Raw genomic sequence first — 23,901 nt, 5'->3', positions numbered from 1 at the left:
TTCACATAAATTCTTAAGGAGGTTTTCGGCTATGAGCGTACAGTTGTTGGACAAAACTAGAAAAATTAACAAATTATTGCATAACAATAATTCGCATAAGGTAGTATTTAACGATATCTGTGAAGTGCTGACCGAGATCCTGAATTCGAATATTCTTGTGATCAGCAAGAAGGGAAAGGTGCTGGGCATAGGCCTGACACCGGACATCGAGGAAATTCAGGAGCTGATCGCGGACCAGGTTGGCGGTTATGTTGATACCATGTTAAATGAGCGTTTGCTAAGCATTTTATCAACGAAGGAGAACGTTAATCTGGAAACGCTGGGTTTCACTGGTGACGATATCAGAAAATACCAGGCAATTATCACACCTATTGACATTGCAGGGGAAAGGCTTGGAACCCTGTTTATTTATAAATCCGATTCCCAATATGATATAGACGACATCATTTTAAGTGAATACGGCACTACGGTGGTAGGGCTGGAAATGATGCGTTCCGTTAATGAGGAGAATGCAGAGGAAACCAGAAAAGTGCAGATTGTCAAATCCGCAATCAGTACCTTATCTTTTTCTGAATTAGAGGCCATTACCCATATTTTTGAGGAACTGGATGGCAATGAGGGAATCCTGGTGGCCAGCAAGATTGCTGACCGTGTAGGGATCACCCGTTCCGTCATTGTTAACGCCCTTCGTAAATTTGAAAGTGCTGGAGTGATTGAATCCAGATCTTCCGGCATGAAGGGAACTTATATCAAGGTATTGAATGATGTGGTGTTTGATGAACTGAAAACCATTAAAGCCGGAACCATTAAAAGTGCGGCGGAGCGCCGGGAAATAAAAGATATGTAAAACCCTATATAGTATGAAAAAGGAGCGGAGAGAAACTGCTCTTTTTTTATATTAGTTGAATGAAAAAACGTTCAATCTTAAATTTGTGAATCAGCCGGATATGCCTGCACATCCAGTTGATTCATAAAAACACAAAATATGGCATCACGTGTTTGAATTGAACACTAAATATAAAAAAATACTTGCATCGCGTAGCAAGATATGCTATACTGGCTAAGCTGATAAAAAAACACGTCTGCGGATTCCAGAGGAAGGTGCCGGATACCGGTCTCCCCGGAAGCATAAGAAGCGGGCGGAAGTAAAACCAAATGGAGGTAGTAATATGAGTGTTATTTCAATGAAGCAGCTTTTAGAAGCTGGCGTACACTTCGGTCATCAGACAAGAAGATGGAACCCTAAGATGGCTCCATACATTTACACAGAGAGAAACGGCATCTACATTATTGATCTGCAGAAGTCTGTTGTAAAGGTAGATGATGCTTACAAGGCAGTATCCGATATTGCTGCAGAAGGCGGCAAGATCCTTTTCGTAGGAACAAAGAAGCAGGCTCAGGATGCCATCAAATCTGAGGCAGAGCGTTGCGGAATGTATTTTGTTAATGAGAGATGGCTTGGCGGTATGCTTACAAACTTTAAGACAATCCAGTCCAGAGTTGCAAGATTAAAGCAGATCGAGACTATGTCCCAGGACGGTACATTTGATGTTCTTCCAAAGAAAGAAGTTATTGCTCTTAAGAAAGAGTGGGAGAAGTTAGAGAAGAATTTGGGCGGAATCAAGGACATGAAGAAGATTCCGGATGCGATTTTTGTTGTAGATCCTAAGAAAGAAAGAATCTGCGTTCAGGAAGCTCATACATTGAGAATTCCGTTAATTGGTATCGCTGATACAAACTGTGATCCTGAAGAACTTGATTTCGTGATTCCAGGTAATGATGATGCGATAAGAGCCGTTAAGTTGATTGTATCCAAAATGGCAGACGCAGTGATCGAGGCAAACCAGGGCGAAGCAGTAGCGGAGGAAGCAGAAGCAGCTCAGGAAACAGAAGAGACTGTAGAAGCTTAATTATTCAGGCGATTAGATGCTTCGACCTGCTTTGAGAAGCGGGTCGAAGCTTTTTTTATACTGGAAAATGGTTCCTGTGAATAAAACGACCTTTGATATTATCGAAGAAGAAATGAATCAATTGATGGAGGGAAAACAAATGGCAGCAGTTACAGCTGGAATGGTAAAAGAATTAAGAGAGATGACCGGCGCGGGCATGATGGATTGCAAGAAGGCACTTGCAGAAACAGATGGTGATATGGAAAAAGCAGTGGAGTTCTTAAGAGAAAAAGGACTTGCAGCTGCTTCTAAGAAGGCAGGAAGAATTGCGGCAGAGGGTATCGTTACCACTGTTGTGGCCGAAGACGGAAAGTCTGCAGCAATCGTTGAAGTAAACAGCGAGACAGACTTTGTTGCAAAAAACGCTCAGTTCCAGGGGTATGTTGCTGATGTTGCAGCTCAGGCACTTGCTTCCCAGGCAAAAGATGTTGATACATTCCTTGCAGAGGCTTGGATAAATGACAATTCCTTAACAGTTGCTCAGGCACTGTCCAGCCAGATCGCAGTGATCGGGGAAAACATGAACATCAGAAGATTTGAAAAGATCGCTACTGACGGTGCGGTTGTTGATTACATCCATGGCGGCGGAAGAATCGGTGTTTTGATTGAAGCTGATGCAGAAGTGGTTAATGATACTGTAAAGGAAGCTTTAAAGAATATTGCTATGCAGATCGCTGCATTAACACCAAAATATGTGAAGAGAGATGAGATTCCTCAGGAATTCATTGATCATGAGACAGAAATCTTAAAGGTACAGGCTAAGAATGAGAACCCGGATAAACCGGATAACATTCTTGAGAAGATGATCGCAGGCCGTTTAAACAAAGAATTAAAAGAATTCTGTCTTGTTGACCAGGCTTATGTAAAAGATGGAGATTTAACAGTTGGCAAGTACTTGGAGCAGGTTTCTAAGGAAGTCGGCGGTAAGGTAGATGTGAAGAAGTTCGTACGCTTTGAGACTGGTGAAGGCCTTGAAAAAAAGGAAGATAACTTTGCAGAAGAGGTTGCAAAGCAGATGCAGTAATCTTGTAACAGGATTCTGGGGGGAATCCCATGGGTATCCATGGGATTTTTCTATTAAGACAGTGTCCGTTTACCATTGACAGATGTTTCCATATTAACGAACATCACTATACCAAAGGAGTTGAGGAAAGTGGCTAAATATATTTTAAAGCGTATCGCTATGGCGATTGTAACCATCTTTGCTGTTGCATCGGTTACTTTCTTTGTCATGAATATGGTGCCAGGCGGCCCCTTCATGTCGGAGAAGGCTATCAGTCCACAGGCCCAGGCGGCCCTTAATGAAAAGTACGGCCTGGATAAACCATTAAGCGAACAGTATGCGACCTATATGAAGGATTTACTTCACGGCAATTTGGGATTGAGCGTAAAACAGCGTGGCCGTACGGTAAATATGATCATTGAAACTAAGTTTCCTGTATCTGCAAGAATCGGCGGGATGGCTATACTGACTGCTGTTATTGTTGGTGTTCCATTAGGCAGTATTGCTGCATTCAAGCGCGGAACCACTGTTGATAATATTATTATTATCTTCAGTACTTGCGGTATCGCGGTACCAAGCTTTGTGGTATGTACTATTTTAATGTATGTTTTGAGCTTGAAGCTGGGGCTTCTTCCCACGTTTGGACTGGCATCGTGGAAAAACTACATCATGCCCGTAATTGCTCTGTCATTTTATCCGTCCTCTTATATCGCACGTCTGATGCGTTCTTCCATGTTGGATGTTATGGGACAGGATTACATGAGAACAGCACGTGCGAAAGGGCTTTCCCAGACGGTCAGCATCTTTAAGCATGCACTTCGTAATGCCATACTTCCGGTTGTTACATATTTAGGTCCGCTTTTAGCCTACACCGTAACAGGAAGCTTTATTGTTGAAAAGATATTTACGATTCCGGGCCTGGGATCTGAATTCATTGGTTCCATTACAGGACGTGATTATCCTCTTATCATGGGTACTACGATTTTCCTCGCTACTTTAATGGTTATCATGAATGTGCTGGTCGACGTTGCTTATAAATTCATCGATCCACGAATTAATCTGAAGTAAGGGAAAGGAGAAAGAAATGCCAAAGAATAAATTATCATTACAGCTTAATGTAGAAGACTTTCTCCCGGCAAGTGATGCAGAAAAAGAAAGCCTTACTGTCATGCGCAAGAGCGTTGGATTTTGGAAGGATGGAATCAGGCGCCTTAAAAAGAACAAGATTTCGATGATCAGCATTGCTGTGATCATTATTGTGTTTGTATTGTCCTTTATTGTTCCGCAGTTCTACCCATATAGCTATGAGCAACAGATCCGCGGAAGCGAAAATCTTGCTCCCATGCAGTATTCCCAAAAGGAACTGACTGCCATGGATGCAGGAGAGAATGTATTTCCCCATATTCTAGGAACAGATAACCTGGGACGTGATTATGCGGTCCGTGTCATGATGGGAAGCCGTGTATCCCTGATGGTCGGCCTGATTGCTTCCTGTATCATTTTGCTCATCGGATCCATTTATGGTTCCATCGCAGGCTTCTTCGGAGGCTGGGTGGATATGATCATGATGCGTATTGTGGACATGATTTATACAGTGCCGGATATTCTGATTATCGTATTGCTCTCGGTTGCTTTTGACCAACCTCTAAAAGCCTTGTCTCAAAAGGCCGGTTTTCAGTGGATACAGGTCATCGGCGTTAACCTGATCAGTATTTTCGTTGTATTTGCTCTGCTTTATTGGGTGGGGATGGCGCGTATCGTGCGAAGCCAGATCCTGATATTAAAGGAACAGGAATATGTAACTGCTGCAAGGGCACTTGGCGCCTCCAGCGGCCATATCATTAAGAAGCATCTGCTTACAAACTGTATTGGTACTTTGATTGTTACGACTACGCTGCAGATTCCGTCCTCAATTTTTACGGAAAGCTTTCTAAGCTTCCTTGGCCTTGGCGTTGCTGCGCCCATGCCTTCATTGGGAAGCCTTGCAAGTGCTGCATTAAATGGTCTGCAAAGCTATCCTCACCGTTTGTTTGCACCGGCTTTTGCGATTTCTATTATTATTTTAAGTTTCAATTTGTTGGGCGATGGTCTGCGTGACGCATTCGATCCAAAACTGAAAGATTAAGGAGGAGAGATGTGATGAGTGAATATTTGGTTAATATTGAAAATGAACGTCTGTCCTTCTTTACCCCCGCAGGAGAAGTTAAGGCTCTTAATGATGTATCCCTTCATCTCCGTGAGGGAGAGGTTTTGGGCATTGTTGGCGAGTCCGGTTCCGGTAAGTCTGTAACAGCCTATAGCCTTATGGGCCTTACCGCTTATCCTGGACGCTTGATTGGCGGATCCCTTCAGTTTAACGGCCACCAGATTGAGAAGATGACAGAGAAGGAAATGAGAAAGATTCGCGGAAATGAAATTTCTATTATTTTCCAGGATCCCATGACCAGCTTAAATCCGGTTTACACCATTGGAAACCAGATCACTGAAGTGGTCATGCTTCATACAAATAAGAATAATCAGCAGGCAAATGAAAGAGCAAGAGAGCTTTTGACCCTGGTGGGGATCAATGAGCCGGATAAGCGTTTAAAGCAGTATCCTCACGAGCTGTCTGGTGGTATGCGTCAGCGTGTCATGATTGCCATTGCCCTTGCATGCGAGCCAAAGCTTCTGATCGCAGATGAGCCGACTACTGCTCTGGATGTAACCATTCAGGCACAGATTCTGGAATTGATGATGGAATTGAAAGAAAAGCTTGGAATGGCGATCATCATGATCACTCATGACTTGGGTGTTGTTGCTAACATGTGCGACCGCATAGCAGTTATGTATGCAGGAAAAGTAGTGGAATATGGTAATACAAATGATATTTTCTATAATCCAAGCCATGAATATACCAAAGGTTTGATCCGAAGCATTCCAAAGCTTACGGAAAAAGAACACAACAAGCTGGTTCCCATTGAAGGAAGCCCTGTTGATATGCTGAATCCGCCGGCTGGCTGTCCTTTTGCGCCCAGATGCAGAGCCTGCATGAAGATTTGTCTGCGTGAAATGCCGCCATATACGGATATATCTGATATTCATTATAGTGCCTGCTGGCTGCTTCAGAAACAGGAGTATGAGCAGACGCAGAAGGGAGATGCATGATGGAAGATAAATATCTTGTAGAAGTGAAAAATTTACAGCAGTATTTCCCTGTTGCCGGAGGCAAGTTATTTGAGAAAAAAGTCGTAAAGGCAGTAGATGACGTTTCCTTTGGAATTAAAAAGGGTGAAACTCTGGGACTGGTTGGAGAATCCGGCTGCGGAAAAACTACCACAGGCCGTACTCTGCTCCGGCTTTATGAGCCTACCGCCGGAAAGATATACTTTGACGGAGAAGATATTACCAAGGTAAATATGCTCCCTTACCGCCAGAAAATGCAGATCGTGTTCCAGGATCCCTATGCAAGCCTGGATCCCCGTATGACTGTTGGGGATATTATCGGCGAAGCGATTGACATCCATCATCTGGCTTCCAATAAAAAGGATCGTTCTGAACAGATTATTTCCGTACTGTCTACCGTAGGTCTTAATTCAGAGCATGCAAACCGTTATCCTCATGAATTTTCCGGCGGCCAGCGTCAGCGTGTGGGCATCGCCCGTGCTCTGGCTGTGAACCCTCAGTTTATCGTCTGTGACGAGCCGGTATCGGCGCTGGATGTTTCCATTCAGGCACAGGTTGTCAATATGTTTGAACAGCTTCAGGAAGAAATGGGACTGACCTACCTCTTTATTGCCCATGACCTTTCGATTGTAAAGCATATTTCCAACCGGATCGGCGTTATGTACTTAGGAAAAATGGTAGAGCTTGCAGACAGCTATGAACTGACCTTCCACAGTGTGCACCCATATACCAAGAGCCTGATTTCTGCTATTCCTATTGCAGACCCGGAAACCAGCCGTAAATCCAAGAGAATTGTCTTGGAAGGGGATGTGCCAAGCCCGGTAAATCCGCCATCCGGCTGCCGTTTCCGCACTCGGTGCCCTTATGCAGATGAGCTTTGCGCTGTCCAGGAGCCGGAGTGGAGAGAGGTTTCTACCGGTCATTATGCTGCATGCCACCATTTGGACAAGGTGAACTGATTTTCATTGCCATTTTATGGTTTTTATGCTATGCTGAAAACAAATCGGCACAACAAGCGGATAACGTGTTGCTGTGCCGATAAATATATTCTATAGGAGGGAATTTATGAAAAAAATGTCACTTGTATTGGCTGCTGTTATGGCAACCGGCATGATTCTTACTGCTTGCGGCGGGAATAAATCGGCTGGTCCATCTGCAGGCGGCACCACTGCCTCGGCAAACGGGGAGACAACTGCCCCAGGAGGAACATCAGGAGGCCTTGACCTTGCAGTTCAGGTTGGCCCGGATCCGGAAACCATTGATCCCGCTTTAAATAGTGCGGCTGATGGTGCTAACGTAATCGTACATGCTTTTGAAACTTTGATGATTGTGGATTCAGAAAACAAAATTGTGCCTGGTCAGGCGGAGTCTTATGATGTATCCGAGGATGGTATGACCTATACGTTCCACCTTCGTGATGGTCTCAAATGGAGTGACGGAACTCCTTTGACAGCCAATGATTTTGTGTACTCCTGGAAGAGACTGGCAGATCCTAATACAGCAGCTCCTTATGCAGCAGATATGCTTGGCTTTGTAAAGGGCTATGAAGAGGCTGCAGCCGGAAACCTGGATGCACTTGGTGTTTCTGCTTCCGATGACAAGACCCTTGTAGTGGAATTATCCGCTCCCTGCGTATATTTTTCAAAGCTTGTTACCCATGCATCCATGGTTCCTGTACAGCAGGCATCCGTAGAGGCAAATGGGGAACAGTGGAGTTTAAAGCCTGAGACTTATATTTCCAATGGACCTTTAAAGATGATCGATTGGGTTCCAGGCTCTCATATTACTTTCGCTAAAAATGAAAATTACTGGAATGCAGATAAGATTACTTTAAATACTTTGAAATTCGTCCTGATGGAAGACGCCAATGCGGCTTACAGCGCTTATCAGACAGGCGAAGTGTCCATGATTAAGGATGTGCCTACAGAGGAGATTCCGGCGCTTAAGGGCAAAGAAGAGTTCCATGTAGAACCAGGCATGGGTATTTCCTATATAGATTTCCAAAACCAGAAAGAGCCATTTAACAATCCGGATGTTCGTAAAGCCTTAAGCCTTGCGATTGACCGTGATTATCTGGCCAATACGGTTATGCAGGGTATTGGTGCTCCTGCGGCAAACTTTGTTCCCCGCGGTGTTTCTGATGCGGAAGGCGGAACCTTCTTTGAAGATGTAACACGGAAGAATAACGGCGGCGACTTCTTTAACGTTGAAAATTATGAATCAGATGTTGCAAAGGCAAAAGAGCTTCTTGCAAAAGCCGGATATCCTGACGGAAAGGGATTCCCGATCGTTGAGTATATGACCAATGATGCAGGTTATAACAAACCGGTTGCAGAATATTTACAGAGCTGCTGGAAAGAAGCCCTTGGCATTAAAGTGGACATTAAGATCGTCGAGTGGGCTACCTTTACACCTACCCGCCGCGCAGGTGATTATCAGATTGCGCGTGATGCATGGAGCCTTGATTATGATGATCCTTCCAATCTGCTGAACTTAATGATGTCTACAAGCGGAAATAACAATGCTATGTACAATAATCCGGATCTTGACAAGCTGCTCAATGAAGCCAACTCTACAGCTGATGTTACAGAACATTATGCAAAGCTTCATGAGGCGGAAAACATGATCCTTAACGATGCTGCCATTGCACCCCTTAATTATCGGAATGAATTCTGGTTACAGGATACAAAGTTAAAGGGAACATGGTATTCCCCATATGGATACTGGTTCTTCCAGTTTGCTACTATGGAATAAGAAAGATTGTTTATTAAAAATACCCAGGAAATATTCCTGGGTATTTTTATTTTTGTGTAATATTATTTGATAAACCATTTTCCCATTGCTATTTTTCTGTTTTTATGTTATGCTAAAGAATAAGTCGCCGCAGTAGCTGGTTAAAGCGTTATTGCGTTGATAGAATATGATTTTTATTAGGAGGACGATCTATGAAAAAAATGTCACTTGTGTTGGCTGCTGTTATGGCCTCCGGTATGATTCTTTCCGCATGCGGCGGAAATAATACTGCTGGCACAAAAGCAGGCTCTGACACAACTACAACTGCGGCAGCCGGCGGCGAAACTGCAGCTCCCGCGAATGGAACTTCCACAGCACTTGATCTTGCTGTACAGGTTGGTCCAAATCCCGAAACCGTTGATCCGGCAATGAACAGCGCCGCAGATGGTGCGAATATAATTGTTCATGCGTTTGAGCCTCTGATGATCGTTGATCCAGAGAACAAGATAGTGGGCGGTCAGGCTGAATCTTTTGATGTATCTGAGGATGGCCTTACCTATACCTTCCATCTTCGCGATGGATTGAAGTGGAGTGATGGCACACCCCTGACAGGCGAGGATTTTGTATATTCCTGGAAAAGGCTAGCTGATCCCAATACGGCAGCTCCGTATGCAGGAGATATGCTGGGCTATGTAAAGGGATATGAAGAAGCAGCAGCAGGCAATCTGGATGCATTGGCAGTTTCGGCTCCTGATGATAAGACCTTTGTGGTTGAGCTGGCAGTTCCCTGCGTATATTTTTCAAAGCTGATTACTCATGCCTCCATGGTTCCGGTACAGAAGGCTACGATTGAAGCAAATGGTGACCAGTGGACCTTAAAGCCGGAAACCTATGTAAGCAATGGTCCTTTAAAGATGATTGAATGGGTACCAGGTTCTCACATTACCTTTGGTAAGAATGAAAATTACTGGAATGCAAGCAAAGTTACTTTAAATACCTTGAAATTTGTCCTGATGGAAGATGCCAACGCAGCTTACAGTGCATACCAGGCAGGTGAAGTTTCCATGATCAAAACCCTTCCTACGGAAGAAATCCCAAGTCTGAGAAATACCGAGGATTTCCAGATTGGATCTACCATGGGTACATATTATATAAGCTTCCAGACCCAGAAGGAACCGTTTAACAACCCGGATGTACGTAAGGCTCTTAGTCTTGCGATTGACCGTGACTATGTTGCCAATACGGTTATGCAGGGAATTTACACCCCGGCAACGAATTTCGTAGGCCCTGGCATCTCTGATGTAGAAAATGGTTCTTCCTTTGAAGAAGTGACTCGTAAGAATAATGGCGGCGATTTCTTTAATGTTGCCGATCATGACGCTGATATTACAAAGGCAAAAGAGCTTCTTGCTAAAGCAGGATATCCGGATGGTCAGGGATTCCCAACCATTGAATACATGACCAATGACCAGTTGTTCCATAAACCAATAGCTGAGTATTTACAGAGCTGCTGGAAGGAAGCACTGGGAATTAATATGGACATTAAGATCGTTGAATGGTCTACCTTTACACCTACCCGCCGTGCAGGAGATTTCCAGATCGCACGTAATGGCTGGTTATATGACTATGACGACCCCTCCAATATGCTGAACTTGTTTAAGTCCACCAGCGGTAATAACGATGGTAAGTACAACAATCCTGAAGTTGATAAGAAACTTGATGAAGCAAACTCCACTCCTGATGTTGCAAAGCACTATGCATTGCTGCACGAAGCAGAGAACATGATTTTAGAGGATTCCGCCATAGCTCCGGTTGCTTATTACAACCAGCCATGGTTACAGGATCCTAAGTTAAAAGGCTCATGGTATTCTCCATACGGATACTGGTTCTTCCAGTACGCTACCATGGAACAGTAAGGATCGTCTGAATTTTTTATAAAACACCCGGGAATTATTTCCCGGGTGTTTTGTTTTTGCCCGGTCTTTGTTCCCTGCCTGCAAACTTCCTCTTTCCAACCATCCGAAAGTATGCTATAATCTCCTAAGACAATACAAAAGTACAGGAGAGTTAATGCTATGAACCCAAGACGTGTATTATTAAAACTCAGTGGCGAAGCTCTTGCCGGTGCGAATAAGACGGGCTTTGACGAAGCTACTGTTAAGGAGGTTGCACGGCAGGTTAAAATATCCGTGGAGGCAGGTGTCCAGTTAGGCATTGTCATTGGCGGAGGTAACTTCTGGAGAGGCAGAACCAGCGATGCCATTGACCGTCCCAAGGCGGATCAGATCGGCATGCTTGCTACAATAATGAACTGCATTTATGTTTCCGAGATTTTCCGTAATGCCGGGATGAGTACTCAGATGCTGACCCCATTTGAATGCGGTTCCATGACAGAGCTTTTTTCCAAGGATAGGGCTAACCGGTATTTTGCAGAAGGCAAAGTTGTATTTTTTGCCGGAGGAACAGGCCATCCTTATTTTTCAACCGATACAGGGATTGCGCTTCGCGCCATTGAAATGGATGCGGATTGTATTTTACTGGCAAAGTCCATTGACGGTGTATATGACAGCGATCCGAAGACAAATCCCAATGCTGTTAAATATGATGAGATTTCCATTCAGGAGGTCATCGAGAAGCAGCTTGGTGTCATTGATTTAACAGCTTCCATCATGTGTATGGAAAATAAGATGCCCCTTGCGGTATTCAGCTTAAATGAAAAAAATGGCATTGCCAATGCAATGCAAGGAAAAATAAACGGTACCATAGTGACCGCATAAACCAGGAGGACGATATGCAGGAGAGTTTAAAGGTTTACGAAGACAAGATGAACAAGACATTAAAAGCGCTGGAGAATGACTATATGACAATCCGCGCAGGACGTGCCAATCCGCATGTACTGGATAAAATCAAAGTGGATTATTATGGAACGCCTACCCCCATCCAGCAGGTCGGCAACATTTCCATTCCGGAAGCCCGCATGATTGTGATCCAGCCATGGGAGAAGAGCCTGTTAAAGGCAATTGAAAAGGCAATTCTCACCTCTGATCTGGGAATTAATCCGACCAATGACGGCAATGTGATCCGCCTTGTATTTCCGGAGCTCACTGAAGAACGCAGAAAGGATCTGGTTAAGGATGTAAAGAAAAAGGGAGAGGCAGCAAAGGTTGCTATCCGTAACATCCGCCGGGATGCCAATGACTTATTTAAAAAGCAGTTAAAGGCAGAGGAAATATCTGAGGATGAACAGGCAGAGGCTGAAGACAAGATTCAGAAGCTGACAGACAAGATGATCGCCCAAGTAGACAAAATGATTGAAGAAAAGTCAAAGGATCTTCTTACTGTATAAAAATTTTGAACAGGGGCAGGCATTTTGCCTGTCCTGTTTTGTGTTTTAAAAGGAGCGGCATTATATGGACAAGATGAATGGGAATATGGTGATTCCGGAGCATGTGGCTATAATATTGGATGGCAATGGCAGATGGGCAAAAAAGCGGGGGCTTCCAAGAAGCGTGGGCCACAAGGAAGGATGCGTGACGGTAGAAAGAACGGTAGAGGATGCAGCAAGGCTTGGAATTAAGTATCTGACGGTTTACGGCTTTTCAACGGAAAACTGGAAACGTACCTCAGATGAAGTGGGTGCCTTAATGCAGCTGTTCCGCTTTTATATGGTCAGGCTTTTAAAGGTCGCCAAAGCCAATAATGTGCGTGTAAAGATGATCGGTGACAGGGGACGGTTTGACCAGGATATTGTAGCGGGAATTGGTAAGCTGGTGGAAGAAACGAAAGACAATACAGGTCTGACCTTTATCATTGCGGTTAATTACGGCGGCCGTGATGAAATTGTCCGGGCTGTCAGGAAGATCATGAAGGATTCGGCAGATGGAAAGCTTTTGCCGGAGGATATGACGGAAGAAGTTTTTTCTTCTTACCTGGACACAGAGGAAATTCCTGACCCGGACCTTCTCATTCGCACCAGCGGGGAGCTGAGGCTTTCCAACTACCTGCTGTGGCAGCTGGCCTATACGGAACTCTATGTCACGGATTGCTATTGGCCTGATTTTAATATGGAAGAAATGAAACGGGCAATTGCAGCGTACAATAGTAGGGAACGAAGATTTGGGGGAGTGAAGTGATTCGGAGGGAGGAAACGCCATGTTTACAACCAGGCTGATAAGTGGAGTCATTCTCGTTATAATTGCTCTTTTTACAGTTGGAAGCGGGGGAGTCTTGCTTTTTGCCACAACCATTTCCATTTCCATGATTGGTTTGTTTGAGTTGTATCGTGTGATGAAGATACAGAAAAATCCATTGGGATTTATGGGATATTTAACGGCCCTGTCCTATTATGGGTTGCTGTGGTTTCATGGAGAGCAGTTTAAGATGCTCATGTTTATTGCTTTTTTGATGATCCTTATGAGTATTTATGTGTTTGCCTTTCCAAAGTATCAGATGGATGAGGTAACGGTGGCCTTTTTTGGAGTGTTTTATGTTGCTGTCATGCTGTCCTATCTTTATCAGGTCCGGACCATGGCAGATGGGAAATATCTGGTGTGGCTGGTATTTTTAAGCTCCTGGGGGTGTGATACCTGTGCTTATTGCGTGGGAATGCTTATGGGAAAGCACAGGCTGGCGCCTGTACTCAGCCCTAAGAAATCCATAGAAGGGGCAATCGGCGGAGTAGCCGGTGCAGCTCTTTTGGGATTTCTTTATGCATCTGTTTTTGGAGGGTCCATGACGGAGATACGCAATCCCCAGGCGGCCTGCGGACTGGCCTGTGCCATTGGGGCGGTAATCTCCCAGATTGGGGATCTGGCTGCATCTGCAATAAAACGCAATCATCAGGTAAAGGATTATGGAAAATTGATTCCAGGCCATGGGGGAATTCTGGACCGTTTTGACAGCATGCTCTTTACGGCACCTGCCATTTATTTTGCGGTGACATTTTTACGTTAAAGGATCATTTGGTTTAAATTTTGGAAACACCTTACAAGGTGTGATTTTTACCTGGAAAGAATGACAGTAAATTGGAAAAGAAAAGGAGTAAGCGGCATAAGATGAGGAAGATAGCAATCCTGGGTTCAACGGGATCCATCGGAAAACAAACTCTGGAGGTGGCTGAAAATCAAAAGGACATAGAAGTGACTGCTTTGGCGGCAGGCAGCAATATCCGCCTGTTAGAGGAGCAGATCAGAAAATTTCATCCAAAGATGGCGTGCGTGTGGAGAGAAGATAAGGCCAGGGAGCTGGCGGCATCGGTAAAGGATCTGCCGGTCCGAATAGTTTCCGGAATGGAGGGCCTTATTGAAGCTGCAACAGAATGCTCTGCAGACATTGTGGTCACTGCCATTGTGGGAATGATAGGAATCCGTCCTACCATTGCAGCCATTGAGGCTGGAAAGGACATTGCTCTTGCCAACAAGGAAACCCTTGTAACTGCCGGGCACATCATTATACCTTTGGCAAAGGAACGGGGAGTACGGATTCTTCCTGTGGACAGCGAGCACAGTGCCATTTTTCAGTGCTTAAATGGAGAAGATAAAAAGGCGATCCATAAGATCCTTCTAACGGCGTCCGGCGGTCCTTTCCGGGGAAAAACCAGAAAAGAGATGGAGTCTGTGCAGGTGGAGGATGCTTTGAATCATCCCAACTGGTCTATGGGCAGGAAGATTACCATTGATTCCTCCACCATGGTAAATAAGGGCCTTGAAGTGATGGAAGCAAAGTGGCTCTTTGGCGTGGAAATGGATCAGGTAGAAGTGGTGATCCAGCCTAAGAGCGTGATTCATTCCATGGTTGAGTTTGAGGATGGGGGAGTTATGGCACAGCTTGGTACTCCGGATATGAAGCTCCCGATACAGTATGCGCTTTTCTATCCGGAGAGGAGATTTCTTTCTGGCGACCGTCTGGATTTCTGGACCATTGGTCAAATAACGTTTGAAAAACCTGATATGGTAAATTTTCCCGGTTTAAAATTGGCATATTTTGCCGGAAAAAAAGGTGGAACACTTCCAACGGTTTTCAATGCTGCCAATGAACGGGCAGTTGCCAAATTTTTAAATAGAGAAATTACATATCCAGCTATAACTGATATGATAGAGGGAGCTATGAACGGGCATACTGTAAAAGAGAATCCCACAATAGAGGAAATTCTTGAAGCAGAGGCTGCAGCTTATGAATATATAGAAAGCAGGTGGTAAATTGTCCAGCGTTATCGTAGCGATACTGGTTTTTGGACTGATCGTTTTAATTCATGAATTAGGGCATTTTTTATTCGCAAAAATGAACGGAATCGCGGTGGTTGAGTTTTCGATCGGCATGGGGCCAAGGCTGGTCCGTTTTAAAAGAGGTGAGACCATTTATTCCATTAAGGCGCTGCCTTTGGGCGGTTCCTGTATGATGCTTGGGGAAGATGAGGAAGATCCCGATGAGCGGGCGTTCCAGAACAAATCCATTCCGGCCCGGATGTCAGTGATTGCGGCTGGCCCCATATTTAATTTTATTTTAGCCTTTTTCTTAGCGGTGCTTCTTGTAGGGATGAACGGATATGATACTACCTATATAAAAGAGGTAACCGAAAATTCACCTGCTTATGAGGCAGGAATCCGTCCGGGAGATAAGCTTCTCCGGATCAATGGGGAAAATGTATCCATGTATCGGGATTACATTCTTTATAAGCTTTTAAAACCTGAGGAGAAGATGAATCTTGTGGAATTTTCCAGGATGGATCCCTCTACCGGCAATGTAAGTATCCAATCCGCTTCCGTTACTCCCCAGCTTTCGGAGGCAAGCGGAAAATATTTAATCGGCATTATCATCGCACCTGAAAATAAGAAGGCGGTCTCTTTTGGCGAACTTGTAAAATATGGATACATGGAAATGGAATACGATGTAAAGCTGACAGTAAAAAGCCTTGGCATGCTCTTTACCGGGAAGGCAAGCGTCAATGATTTAAGCGGTCCGGTGGGCATTGTTGTCATGATTGATGATTCTGTTAAGGCCGGTCTTACGGTCAGCGTTGTAGCGGCGCTAATGAATGTGATCAGCATGTGTATCCTGCTGAGTGCAAACTTAGGTGTTATGAATCTTCTTCCCATCCCAGCCCTTGACGGAGGGAGGCTTTTGTTTCTGATCATTGAAGCCATCAGAGGCAAGCGCATGGATCCGGAGAAGGAGGGCCTGGTAAATTTGATCAGCATGGCGGCTCTTATGGCCCTAATGATTTTTGTAGTGTTTAACGATATCAGCAGGTTTACGTGAGTAAGCCATATTTAATCAAGTAACGAGCCAGACGAACATACTTCTATGTTCATCTGGCGGCTGCCATAATAACCGGATGAAACTCACGAGGCGGGTTGCTTCCGGTTTTGGGCGTGCCTGGGATTGGCAGTATGGGAAAAGGCATGCACAGAATGGAGGAACGTATGAGCAGAGAGAAAACAAGAGTAATCCGCATCGGAGACCGGGTAATCGGCGGCGGAAATCCTGTCCTGATCCAGTCCATGTGTAATACGAAAACACAGGATGTGGAATCAACGGTGGGTCAGATCAAAGCCCTGACAGAGGCTGGCTGCGATATTATCCGGGTTGCGGTGCCGGACATGGAGGCTGCGGCAGCCTTAAAGCAGATAAAAAAACAGATTGCAATTCCTCTGGTAGCTGACATTCACTTTGATTACCGGCTGGCCATCGCTTCCATAGAATCCGGAGCAGATAAAATCCGGATTAATCCGGGGAATATCGGATCAGCGGAACGGGTCAGGGCAGTGGTGGAAAAGGCCAGGGAATTTGATATTCCCATCCGGGTTGGCGTAAACAGCGGTTCCCTTGAAAAGAATCTGATTGAAAGATACGGTGGGGTAACTGCAGAAGGTATTGTGGAAAGCGCTCTTGATAAGGTCCGGATGATTGAAGAACTGGGATATGAAAATCTTGTCATCAGCATTAAATCTTCCAATGTGCTCATGTGCATCAAAGCTCATGAACTGATTGCCAGGCAGTCGGATTATCCCCTTCATGTGGGAATAACCGAAGCAGGTACTCTTGCTTCCGGGACAGTCAAATCCTCCGTGGGCCTTGGAATCATTCTGCATGAAGGAATCGGGGATACCGTCCGCGTTTCCCTCACAGGTGATCCGGTAGAGGAAGTGAAGACCGCAAAGCTGATTTTAAAGACACTGGGTTTGAGAAAAGGCGGTGTTGAAGTAGTATCCTGCCCGACCTGCGGAAGGACCAGAATTGATCTGATCTCTTTGGCAAACCAGGTGGAGAAAATGGTATCAGAATTTGACCATCTTGATATTAAGGTAGCTGTTATGGGCTGCGTGGTAAATGGACCGGGAGAAGCCAGGGAAGCGGATTTAGGTATTGCGGGAGGAATTGGCGAAGGCCTCTTGATGAAAAAAGGAGAGATTATCCGCAAGGTTCCGGAAGATGAGCTGCTTCATGCCCTAAAAGAAGAGCTAATGAAAATGCAATAGGTGATAGTATGTCAAAAAAATTTTTGGAGGTTTTTCCAAGTTTACATATTACAGAGGAATTACGGGAGCTTTTAAATCTGGTGGAAGTGGAGAAAGTCACTTTGGGCAGGGATAGAAGCTCTATTCGTATTTACTTAATGAGTCCGAGACTCATACATAAACATAATATTTACGGTCTTGAGAAGGGAATTAAAGACCAGCTGTTTCCTTCCAAGCGGATTACCATAAAAATTATAGAGCGGTTCCGCTTATCAGGCCAGTACACGCCAGGGAAGCTGTTAAAGGCCTACAGGGAGAGTCTTTTAGTGGAACTTAAAAATTACAGCATTATAGAATACAACATGTTCCGTAAAGCCGAATTCCAGTTTCCTGAACCAGATCTCCTTAAGATGACGGTAGAGGATACCATTGTTACCCACGAAAAAGCCGGGGACTTAAAAAGAGTTCTGGAAAAGATTTTCCATGAACGATGCGGTATGCCGGTAGAGATCCAGTATGAGTATGTGGCACCCAAAGAAAATGAGCTGGCAAAGCAAAAAGAGCTTCAGATGCAGCGTGAGGTAGCGGAAATTGTAAGCCGGACCTCCTTTGCCGCAAGGAGCGGTGAAGACCGGGATGAGTATGGTACCGGAAACAGCGAGGGAACTGCCGGTCCCTCCATGGCAGACGGCATATCCTTAGATGCCCTGACGGCAGGATATTCGGCTTTAGCCCCATCGGACCAGGCTCCCCAGACGTCTGCGCCCTCGCTGCGTATGGGAGGGAAGAAGGAAGCTGTAAAGACAGGCGATTCAGATACCGGGAAAAAGGAGTGGAAGGATTATAAAAAGGGCGGCGGCTCCTACGGGCGCCGATCGGATAATCCGGATGTATTATATGGCCGTGACTTTGACGGGGAGACCATTGAGATAGAAAAAATTGACGGCGAAATCGGTGAAGTGGTTGTCAGAGGTAAGATTTTAACTGTGGACAGCAGAGAACTGAGAAGCCAGAAGACCATTATGATCTTTGATGTGACGGATTTTACAGATACGATCACAGTGAAGATGTTCGCCAGGGAAGAGCAGATTGAGGATTTAAAAGCAGCAGTGGTTCAGGGAAGCTTTATACGGATCAAGGGTGTTACCACCATTGATAAATTTGATGGAGAGCTGACTCTTGGGTCAGTGGTTGGAATCAAGAAATCCGAGGATTTTACCGGGAAGCGGGTGGATAACAGCCTTGAAAAGCGGGTGGAGCTTCATTGCCATACGAAAATGAGCGATATGGATGGCGTATCAGAGGTAAAGGATATCGTGAAACGGGCAAAGCGGTGGGGAATGCCTGCCATTGCCATAACAGACCACGGATGTGTCCAGTCCTTCCCAGATGCCAATCATGCCCTGGAAAAGGGAGATAACTTTAAGATGATCTATGGCGTGGAAGGGTATCTGGTAGATGATTTAAAGCAGCTTGTGGAAAATTCCAGAAACCAGGGCTTGTCGGATTCCTATGTTGTATTTGACATTGAGACAACAGGCTTCAGCTCTTCTAAGAACCGGATCATTGAAATCGGAGCGGTAAAGGTAATAAACGGGGTTTTTACGGATAAGTTCAGTACCTTTGTAAATCCGGACGTACCCATTCCCTTTGAGATCGAGCAGCTTACAGGCATCAATGACAATATGGTTCTTCCTTATCCCAAAATCAATGAAATACTGCCTCAGTTTCTGGAGTTTTGCGGGGATTCAGTCCTGGTAGCGCATAATGCTTCCTTTGACGTGGGTTTTATCGCCCATAATGCGGCAAGGCTTGATCTGGCCTTTGATCCTACAGTCTTAGACACGGTGGCGCTTGCAAGGCTTCTCCTTCCCAACCTTAACCGCTATAAGCTGGATACGGTTGCAAAGGCACTGAATATTTCCTTAGAGAACCATCACAGAGCGGTAGACGATGCCGGATGTACGGCTGAAATATTCGTGGCATTTGTGAAAATGATCCGGGAGCGGGGGGTGGAGACCCTTAATGAGCTAAACGGATTAAGCACCATGACGGCGGATATGATTAAAAAGCTTCCTACCTATCATGTGATCATACTGGCTGCCAATGATGTGGGCAGGGTTAATCTATATCGTTTGATCTCTTACTCCCACATAGATTATTATGCCAGAAGGCCCAGGATCCCCAAAAGCGTGCTGAACAAGTACAGAGAGGGACTGATCGTAGGCTCTGCCTGCGAAGCCGGGGAACTGTATCAGGCCCTCCTTCGCGGCGTTTCCGATGCGGAGGTGGCAAAGCTGGTCAGTTTTTATGACTATCTGGAAATACAGCCTTTGGGAAACAATGCATTTATGCTCAGGGATGAGAAAAGTACGGTAAAATCGGAACAGGATCTGATTGATATCAACAAAAAGATCGTAACGCTTGGAGAACAGTTCGGCAAACCGGTCTGCGCCACCTGTGATGTTCATTTCCTGGACCCGGAGGATGAGGTTTACCGAAGGATCATTATGACTGGCCAGGGCTTTAAGGATTCCGACGAACAGGCGCCTTTGTATTTGCGGACCACAGAGGAAATGTTAAAAGAATTTGAATACCTGGGGCCCAATAAGGCGGAAGAAGTGGTAATAAAAAACACAAGAAAAATTGCCGACATGTGCGAAATGATTTCTCCGGTGCGCCCGGATAAATGTGCTCCTGTCATTGAGAATTCCGATGAAGATTTAAGAAAAATCTGTTATGACAGGGCTTATTCCATCTATGGAGAAAACCTTCCGTCAATCGTTACGGAGCGGTTGGAGAGAGAGCTTCATTCCATCATATCCAATGGATTTGCAGTTATGTATATCATCGCTCAGAAGCTGGTTTGGAAATCCAATGAGGATGGGTATCTGGTGGGATCCCGAGGCTCTGTCGGTTCTTCCTTTGTAGCATATCTGTCAGGTATTACAGAGGTAAACTCCTTGAGCCCTCATTATTATTGTACCTCCTGTCACTATTATGATTTTGATTCAGAAGAAGTGAAAAAGTTTTCCGGTATGGCGGGATGTGATATGCCGGACAAGGTTTGCCCGGTGTGCGGGCGCCCCTTGGCAAAAGACGGATTTGATATTCCTTTTGAGACCTTCCTGGGCTTTAAGGGTGATAAGGAACCGGATATTGACTTAAACTTCTCCGGTGAATATCAGAGTAAGGCTCATGACTATACAGAAGTCATCTTCGGCAAGGGCCAGACGTTCCGGGCAGGAACCATTGGTACCATGGCAGAGAAGACTGCCTTTGGTTATGTGAAAAATTATTATGAAGAGCATGGGGTAAGAAAACGAAATTGTGAGATCAGCCGGATCGTACAGGGCTGTGTTGGGGTCAGAAGAACCACCGGGCAGCACCCTGGAGGAATCATCGTACTTCCTCATGGAGAGGAGATCTATTCCTTTACTCCGGTACAGCGGCCTGCTAACGATATGAATACCATGACGGTAACCACCCATTTTGACTACCATTCCATTGACCACAACCTGCTGAAGCTTGATATTCTGGGGCACGACGATCCTACCATGATCCGTATGCTTCAGGATCTGATTGGATTTGATCCGGTAAAGGATATTCCCCTGGACAGCAAGGAGGTCATGTCTTTGTTCCAGAATACCTCGGCCTTAGGGATTACCCCTGAGGATATCGGAGGCTGCAAGCTTGGAGCTCTCGGCGTTCCTGAGTTTGGTACGGACTTTGCCATGCAGATGTTAATTGATACACAGCCTAAGTATTTCTCTGATCTGGTGCGTATTGCCGGTCTTGCCCATGGTACGGATGTATGGCTTGGTAATGCCCAGGCCCTGATCCAGGAAGGGAAAGCCACCATTCAGACGGCAATCTGTACCCGTGACGATATCATGGTCTATTTAATATCAATGGGAATGGAAGAGGGCCTTTCCTTTTCCATTATGGAGAGCGTACGAAAGGGAAAGGGGTTAAAGACGGAGTGGGAGGAGGAGATGATTGCCCACGGAGTTCCGGACTGGTATATCTGGTCCTGTAAAAAAATCAAGTACATGTTCCCGAAGGCCCATGCTGCCGCCTATGTTATGATGGCCTGGCGTATTGCCTATTGCAAGGTGTTTTATCCTTTGGCTTATTATGCCTCCTTTTTCAGCATTCGGGCCAATGGCTTCAGCTATGAGCTGATGTGCCAGGGGCGGGATAAGTTGGAGCATTATTTAAATGACTATAAGAAGCGGTTCGACACTCTTTCCAAAAAAGAGCAGGACACCTTAAGGGATATGAGGATCGTACAGGAGATGTATGCCAGAGGGTATGACTTTATGCCCATAGATATTTACCGGGCAAAGGCAAGGCATTTCCAGATCATTGACGGCAAGCTGATGCCGTCCTTAAGCAGCATTGACGGTCTGGGTGAAAAGGCGGCTGATGCCGTCGTGGATTCGGTGAAAGATGGAGCCTACCTGTCAAGAGAAGATTTCAGAAACAGGACAAAGGTCAGCAAAACCGTGTGTGACTTAATGGGGGACTTGGGACTTCTTTTTGAGCTTCCGGAATCCAACCAGCTGTCCTTGTTTGATCTGGGCTGACAAGGGGGGAATGACAATCCCTTGCGGCCCGGGCTTTTCCGGACGAGTCAGTAACAGAATTTTTTGGTAATTTTTCCAGAATTTAAAAAAAATAAAAAAATTTTGAAAATAAGGTTGACATACGCCGAAATATGTATTATACTACCTAACGTAATCGAGGCGTGGCTCAGTTTGGTAGAGCGCTGCGTTCGGGACGCAGAGGTCGCAAGTTCGAATCTTGTCGCCTCGATTCTGTATCAATAATATTTGCATATGGCCTATTGGTCAAGCGGTCAAGACGCCGCCCTCTCACGGCGGAAACCCGAGTTCGATTCTCGGATAGGTCATAATAAAAACCTTCAGGAGCAGCCTGGGGTTTTTTGCGTTAAGTGGAACAGTTATGGAGAATGGACGCTGTTATTTTTTGATTGATTGTATAAAACGGTTTGGAACACGTAGGTCTGTTATAGATAGATAATATAGGAGGAACCTGGTATGAAGAAAATTGTTGTAGTATATCAATCAAAATATGGAGCGACCAGAAAATATGCGAAATGGATCGCAAAGGAATTATCCTGTGATCTGTTTAATGGAAAGGACATAAAAGCAAGCAATTTAGAACCATATGATACCATCATTTTGGGCGGCGGCCTGTATGCCGGAGGTGTCAACGGAATTAAGTTATTGACAAAGAACTTCTCCAGTTTCTCCCATAAGAATCTGGTACTTTTTACCTGCGGACTGGCTGATCCTTCCAATACGGTTAATACGGAAAATATAAAAAAGGGCCTGAATAAGGTGCTTACGGAAGAAATGCAGGAAAAAATTAAAGTATTCCATTTACGCGGGGCCATGGATTATTCAAAACTCAGCCCATTACATCGGACAATGATGGCTCTTGTCTGCAAGATGACAGCAAAAAAGGATCGGGATTCTTTGACCGATGAAGATGAAGAGATGCTTGCAAGTTACGGAAAAAACGTTGACTTTATAAATATAGAAACAATATTGCCACTTATAAATTACATACGGAATTTATAAGTATGACGGGGTTAATATGGATTATATTTCGCTGGATGAGATAAAGGACAAATTGGATTTTTTTTATAAGATGTATGACGTAGTACGTTTGGTGGATCCCCTTCACAAAAGGGTACTGGACTACCGGCAGTCATCTTTGATTGAAACACCGGATGTATGCTATCATTATTGGGAGAACAACAGAATATGTGACAACTGTATTTCTATAAGAGCTTATAACGAAAACAAAAGCTTTGTAAAAATGGAAAAGAGCAAGGATGACGTTCTTCTTGTGACAGCTGTTCCCATTGAAAACGCCGCCAGTCCTGCGGTGCTGGAACTGTTAAAAAACGCAACAGATACAATGCTTGTCGGAAACGGAGATTATAATGAGGGTGAAATTTTTTCCCGCTTTATAAAAGAGCTTAATGATGCGGCAGTGAGAGATCCGCTTACTTCCCTTTATAACAGGCGTTTTGTGGATGAGCGCCTTCCGGTTGATATTATTGATGCCTTGTTAAAGCATAGGCCTTTGTCCGTATGCTTTATCGATCTTGATAACTTCAAATCAATTAATGACCTTTATGGGCATGAGGCAGGTGATATGGCGATCAAGGCGGCCGGAGAAGTCATTTCCCAAAATATTTATCCTGAGGATGTCTGGGCGGCAAGATACGGAGGAGATGAGTTCCTTCTTTGCTTAAACGGTGCCGATGAAGACTGTGCACGTACAACTGTTGACCGTATACAAAAGGAAATTGAAAAAATGACGGTAAAACAGGTTGTAAAAGGGGGACCTCTTTCTATTTCTTTTGGCATAGAAACCATGAGAGACATTCCTGTGACTGCGGAGGAGCTTATACGCAGGGCGGATGAAAAGATGTACAAGTCAAAAAAAGAAAAAAGTTCGGATATATAATGAAAATAAGATTAGAAGATAGAAAAGAACCACCCTGTAACTGTCAAAATGTGGTGACCCCTAAAAGTTAGACCTGAAAATCTGACTTTTG

At 44.9% G+C, this 23,901-nt stretch carries 19 protein-coding genes and 2 tRNA genes; all 21 read left to right on the top strand.

The window, feature by feature from the left end:
- The first annotated feature begins 31 nt into the window (after positions 1-31).
- The 21 genes from codY to AC27IJ_RS18060 all read left to right on the top strand — a co-directional run bounded on the left by codY (position 32) and on the right by AC27IJ_RS18060 (position 23,810).
- Entirely contained in the window at positions 32-847 is an 816-nt protein-coding gene (gene codY / locus AC27IJ_RS18160) for a GTP-sensing pleiotropic transcriptional regulator CodY (RefSeq protein ID WP_312444257.1), read from the top strand.
- Positions 848-1,169: 322 nt separating this feature from the next.
- Positions 1,170-1,910, top strand: coding sequence for a 30S ribosomal protein S2 (rpsB, locus tag AC27IJ_RS18155; RefSeq protein ID WP_312444255.1), 741 nt, complete (start codon positions 1,170-1,172; stop codon positions 1,908-1,910).
- A 139-nt stretch (positions 1,911-2,049) separates the two neighbouring features.
- Complete coding sequence (gene tsf / locus AC27IJ_RS18150) at positions 2,050-2,973, top strand: translation elongation factor Ts (protein ID WP_313257373.1); 924 nt, start codon at positions 2,050-2,052, stop codon at positions 2,971-2,973.
- Between the two features lie 129 nt (positions 2,974-3,102).
- Complete coding sequence (locus AC27IJ_RS18145) at positions 3,103-4,020, top strand: ABC transporter permease (RefSeq protein ID WP_312444254.1); 918 nt, start codon at positions 3,103-3,105, stop codon at positions 4,018-4,020.
- Positions 4,021-4,036: 16 nt separating this feature from the next.
- Positions 4,037-5,077, top strand: a complete 1,041-nt coding sequence (locus AC27IJ_RS18140; protein WP_312444253.1) for an ABC transporter permease — start codon at positions 4,037-4,039, stop codon at positions 5,075-5,077.
- A gap of 14 nt (positions 5,078-5,091) precedes the next feature.
- A complete protein-coding gene (locus AC27IJ_RS18135; RefSeq protein WP_312444252.1) occupies positions 5,092-6,096 on the top strand; it encodes an ABC transporter ATP-binding protein in 1,005 nt (334 codons plus the stop codon).
- Positions 6,096-7,073: an ABC transporter ATP-binding protein gene (locus AC27IJ_RS18130; protein ID WP_334308378.1), complete on the top strand. Its 978-nt coding sequence runs from the start codon at positions 6,096-6,098 to the stop codon at positions 7,071-7,073. The genes AC27IJ_RS18135 and AC27IJ_RS18130 overlap by 1 nt, the downstream gene beginning before the upstream one ends.
- Before the next feature lie 106 nt (positions 7,074-7,179).
- Complete coding sequence (locus tag AC27IJ_RS18125) at positions 7,180-8,868, top strand: peptide ABC transporter substrate-binding protein (protein WP_312444250.1); 1,689 nt, start codon at positions 7,180-7,182, stop codon at positions 8,866-8,868.
- Positions 8,869-9,059: 191 nt separating this feature from the next.
- The gene (locus AC27IJ_RS18120) at positions 9,060-10,763 is read left to right on the top strand and encodes a peptide ABC transporter substrate-binding protein (protein WP_312444249.1); all 1,704 of its coding nucleotides are present in this window, start codon (positions 9,060-9,062) and stop codon (positions 10,761-10,763) included.
- Positions 10,764-10,922: 159 nt separating this feature from the next.
- A complete protein-coding gene (pyrH, locus tag AC27IJ_RS18115; protein WP_487150056.1) occupies positions 10,923-11,624 on the top strand; it encodes a UMP kinase in 702 nt (233 codons plus the stop codon).
- Between the two features lie 14 nt (positions 11,625-11,638).
- On the top strand, positions 11,639-12,193 hold the full coding sequence (frr, locus tag AC27IJ_RS18110; RefSeq protein WP_312444245.1) for a ribosome recycling factor: 555 nt from the start codon (positions 11,639-11,641) through the stop codon (positions 12,191-12,193).
- A 64-nt stretch (positions 12,194-12,257) separates the two neighbouring features.
- Positions 12,258-12,980: an undecaprenyl pyrophosphate synthase gene (gene uppS / locus AC27IJ_RS18105; protein WP_313257359.1), complete on the top strand. Its 723-nt coding sequence runs from the start codon at positions 12,258-12,260 to the stop codon at positions 12,978-12,980.
- Between the two features lie 19 nt (positions 12,981-12,999).
- Entirely contained in the window at positions 13,000-13,800 is an 801-nt protein-coding gene (locus AC27IJ_RS18100; RefSeq protein WP_312444240.1) for a phosphatidate cytidylyltransferase, read from the top strand.
- A 101-nt stretch (positions 13,801-13,901) separates the two neighbouring features.
- Entirely contained in the window at positions 13,902-15,044 is a 1,143-nt protein-coding gene (locus AC27IJ_RS18095) for a 1-deoxy-D-xylulose-5-phosphate reductoisomerase (RefSeq protein ID WP_312504106.1), read from the top strand.
- A 1-nt stretch (position 15,045) separates the two neighbouring features.
- Positions 15,046-16,104, top strand: coding sequence for an RIP metalloprotease RseP (gene rseP / locus AC27IJ_RS18090; protein ID WP_312444235.1), 1,059 nt, complete (start codon positions 15,046-15,048; stop codon positions 16,102-16,104).
- Between the two features lie 152 nt (positions 16,105-16,256).
- Positions 16,257-17,324, top strand: coding sequence for a flavodoxin-dependent (E)-4-hydroxy-3-methylbut-2-enyl-diphosphate synthase (gene ispG / locus AC27IJ_RS18085; protein WP_313257372.1), 1,068 nt, complete (start codon positions 16,257-16,259; stop codon positions 17,322-17,324).
- 8 nt (positions 17,325-17,332) lie between these two features.
- Positions 17,333-21,892, top strand: coding sequence for a PolC-type DNA polymerase III (locus AC27IJ_RS18080; protein WP_487150052.1), 4,560 nt, complete (start codon positions 17,333-17,335; stop codon positions 21,890-21,892).
- Positions 21,893-22,047: 155 nt separating this feature from the next.
- Positions 22,048-22,121, top strand: a tRNA-Pro gene (locus AC27IJ_RS18075).
- A gap of 25 nt (positions 22,122-22,146) precedes the next feature.
- Positions 22,147-22,218 (top strand) — tRNA-Glu (locus AC27IJ_RS18070).
- A 148-nt stretch (positions 22,219-22,366) separates the two neighbouring features.
- A complete protein-coding gene (locus tag AC27IJ_RS18065) occupies positions 22,367-22,912 on the top strand; it encodes a flavodoxin domain-containing protein (RefSeq protein WP_312504108.1) in 546 nt (181 codons plus the stop codon).
- Between the two features lie 16 nt (positions 22,913-22,928).
- Positions 22,929-23,810 carry a GGDEF domain-containing protein gene (locus AC27IJ_RS18060; protein ID WP_312444225.1) on the top strand — a complete coding sequence of 294 codons (882 nt, stop codon included), beginning with the start codon at positions 22,929-22,931 and terminating at the stop codon, positions 23,808-23,810.
- The last annotated feature ends 91 nt before the right edge of the window (positions 23,811-23,901 follow it).

This window comes from Lacrimispora sp. YZC11, from assembly GCF_057543815.1.
This window is presented reverse-complemented; position numbering and strand designations above follow the sequence as displayed.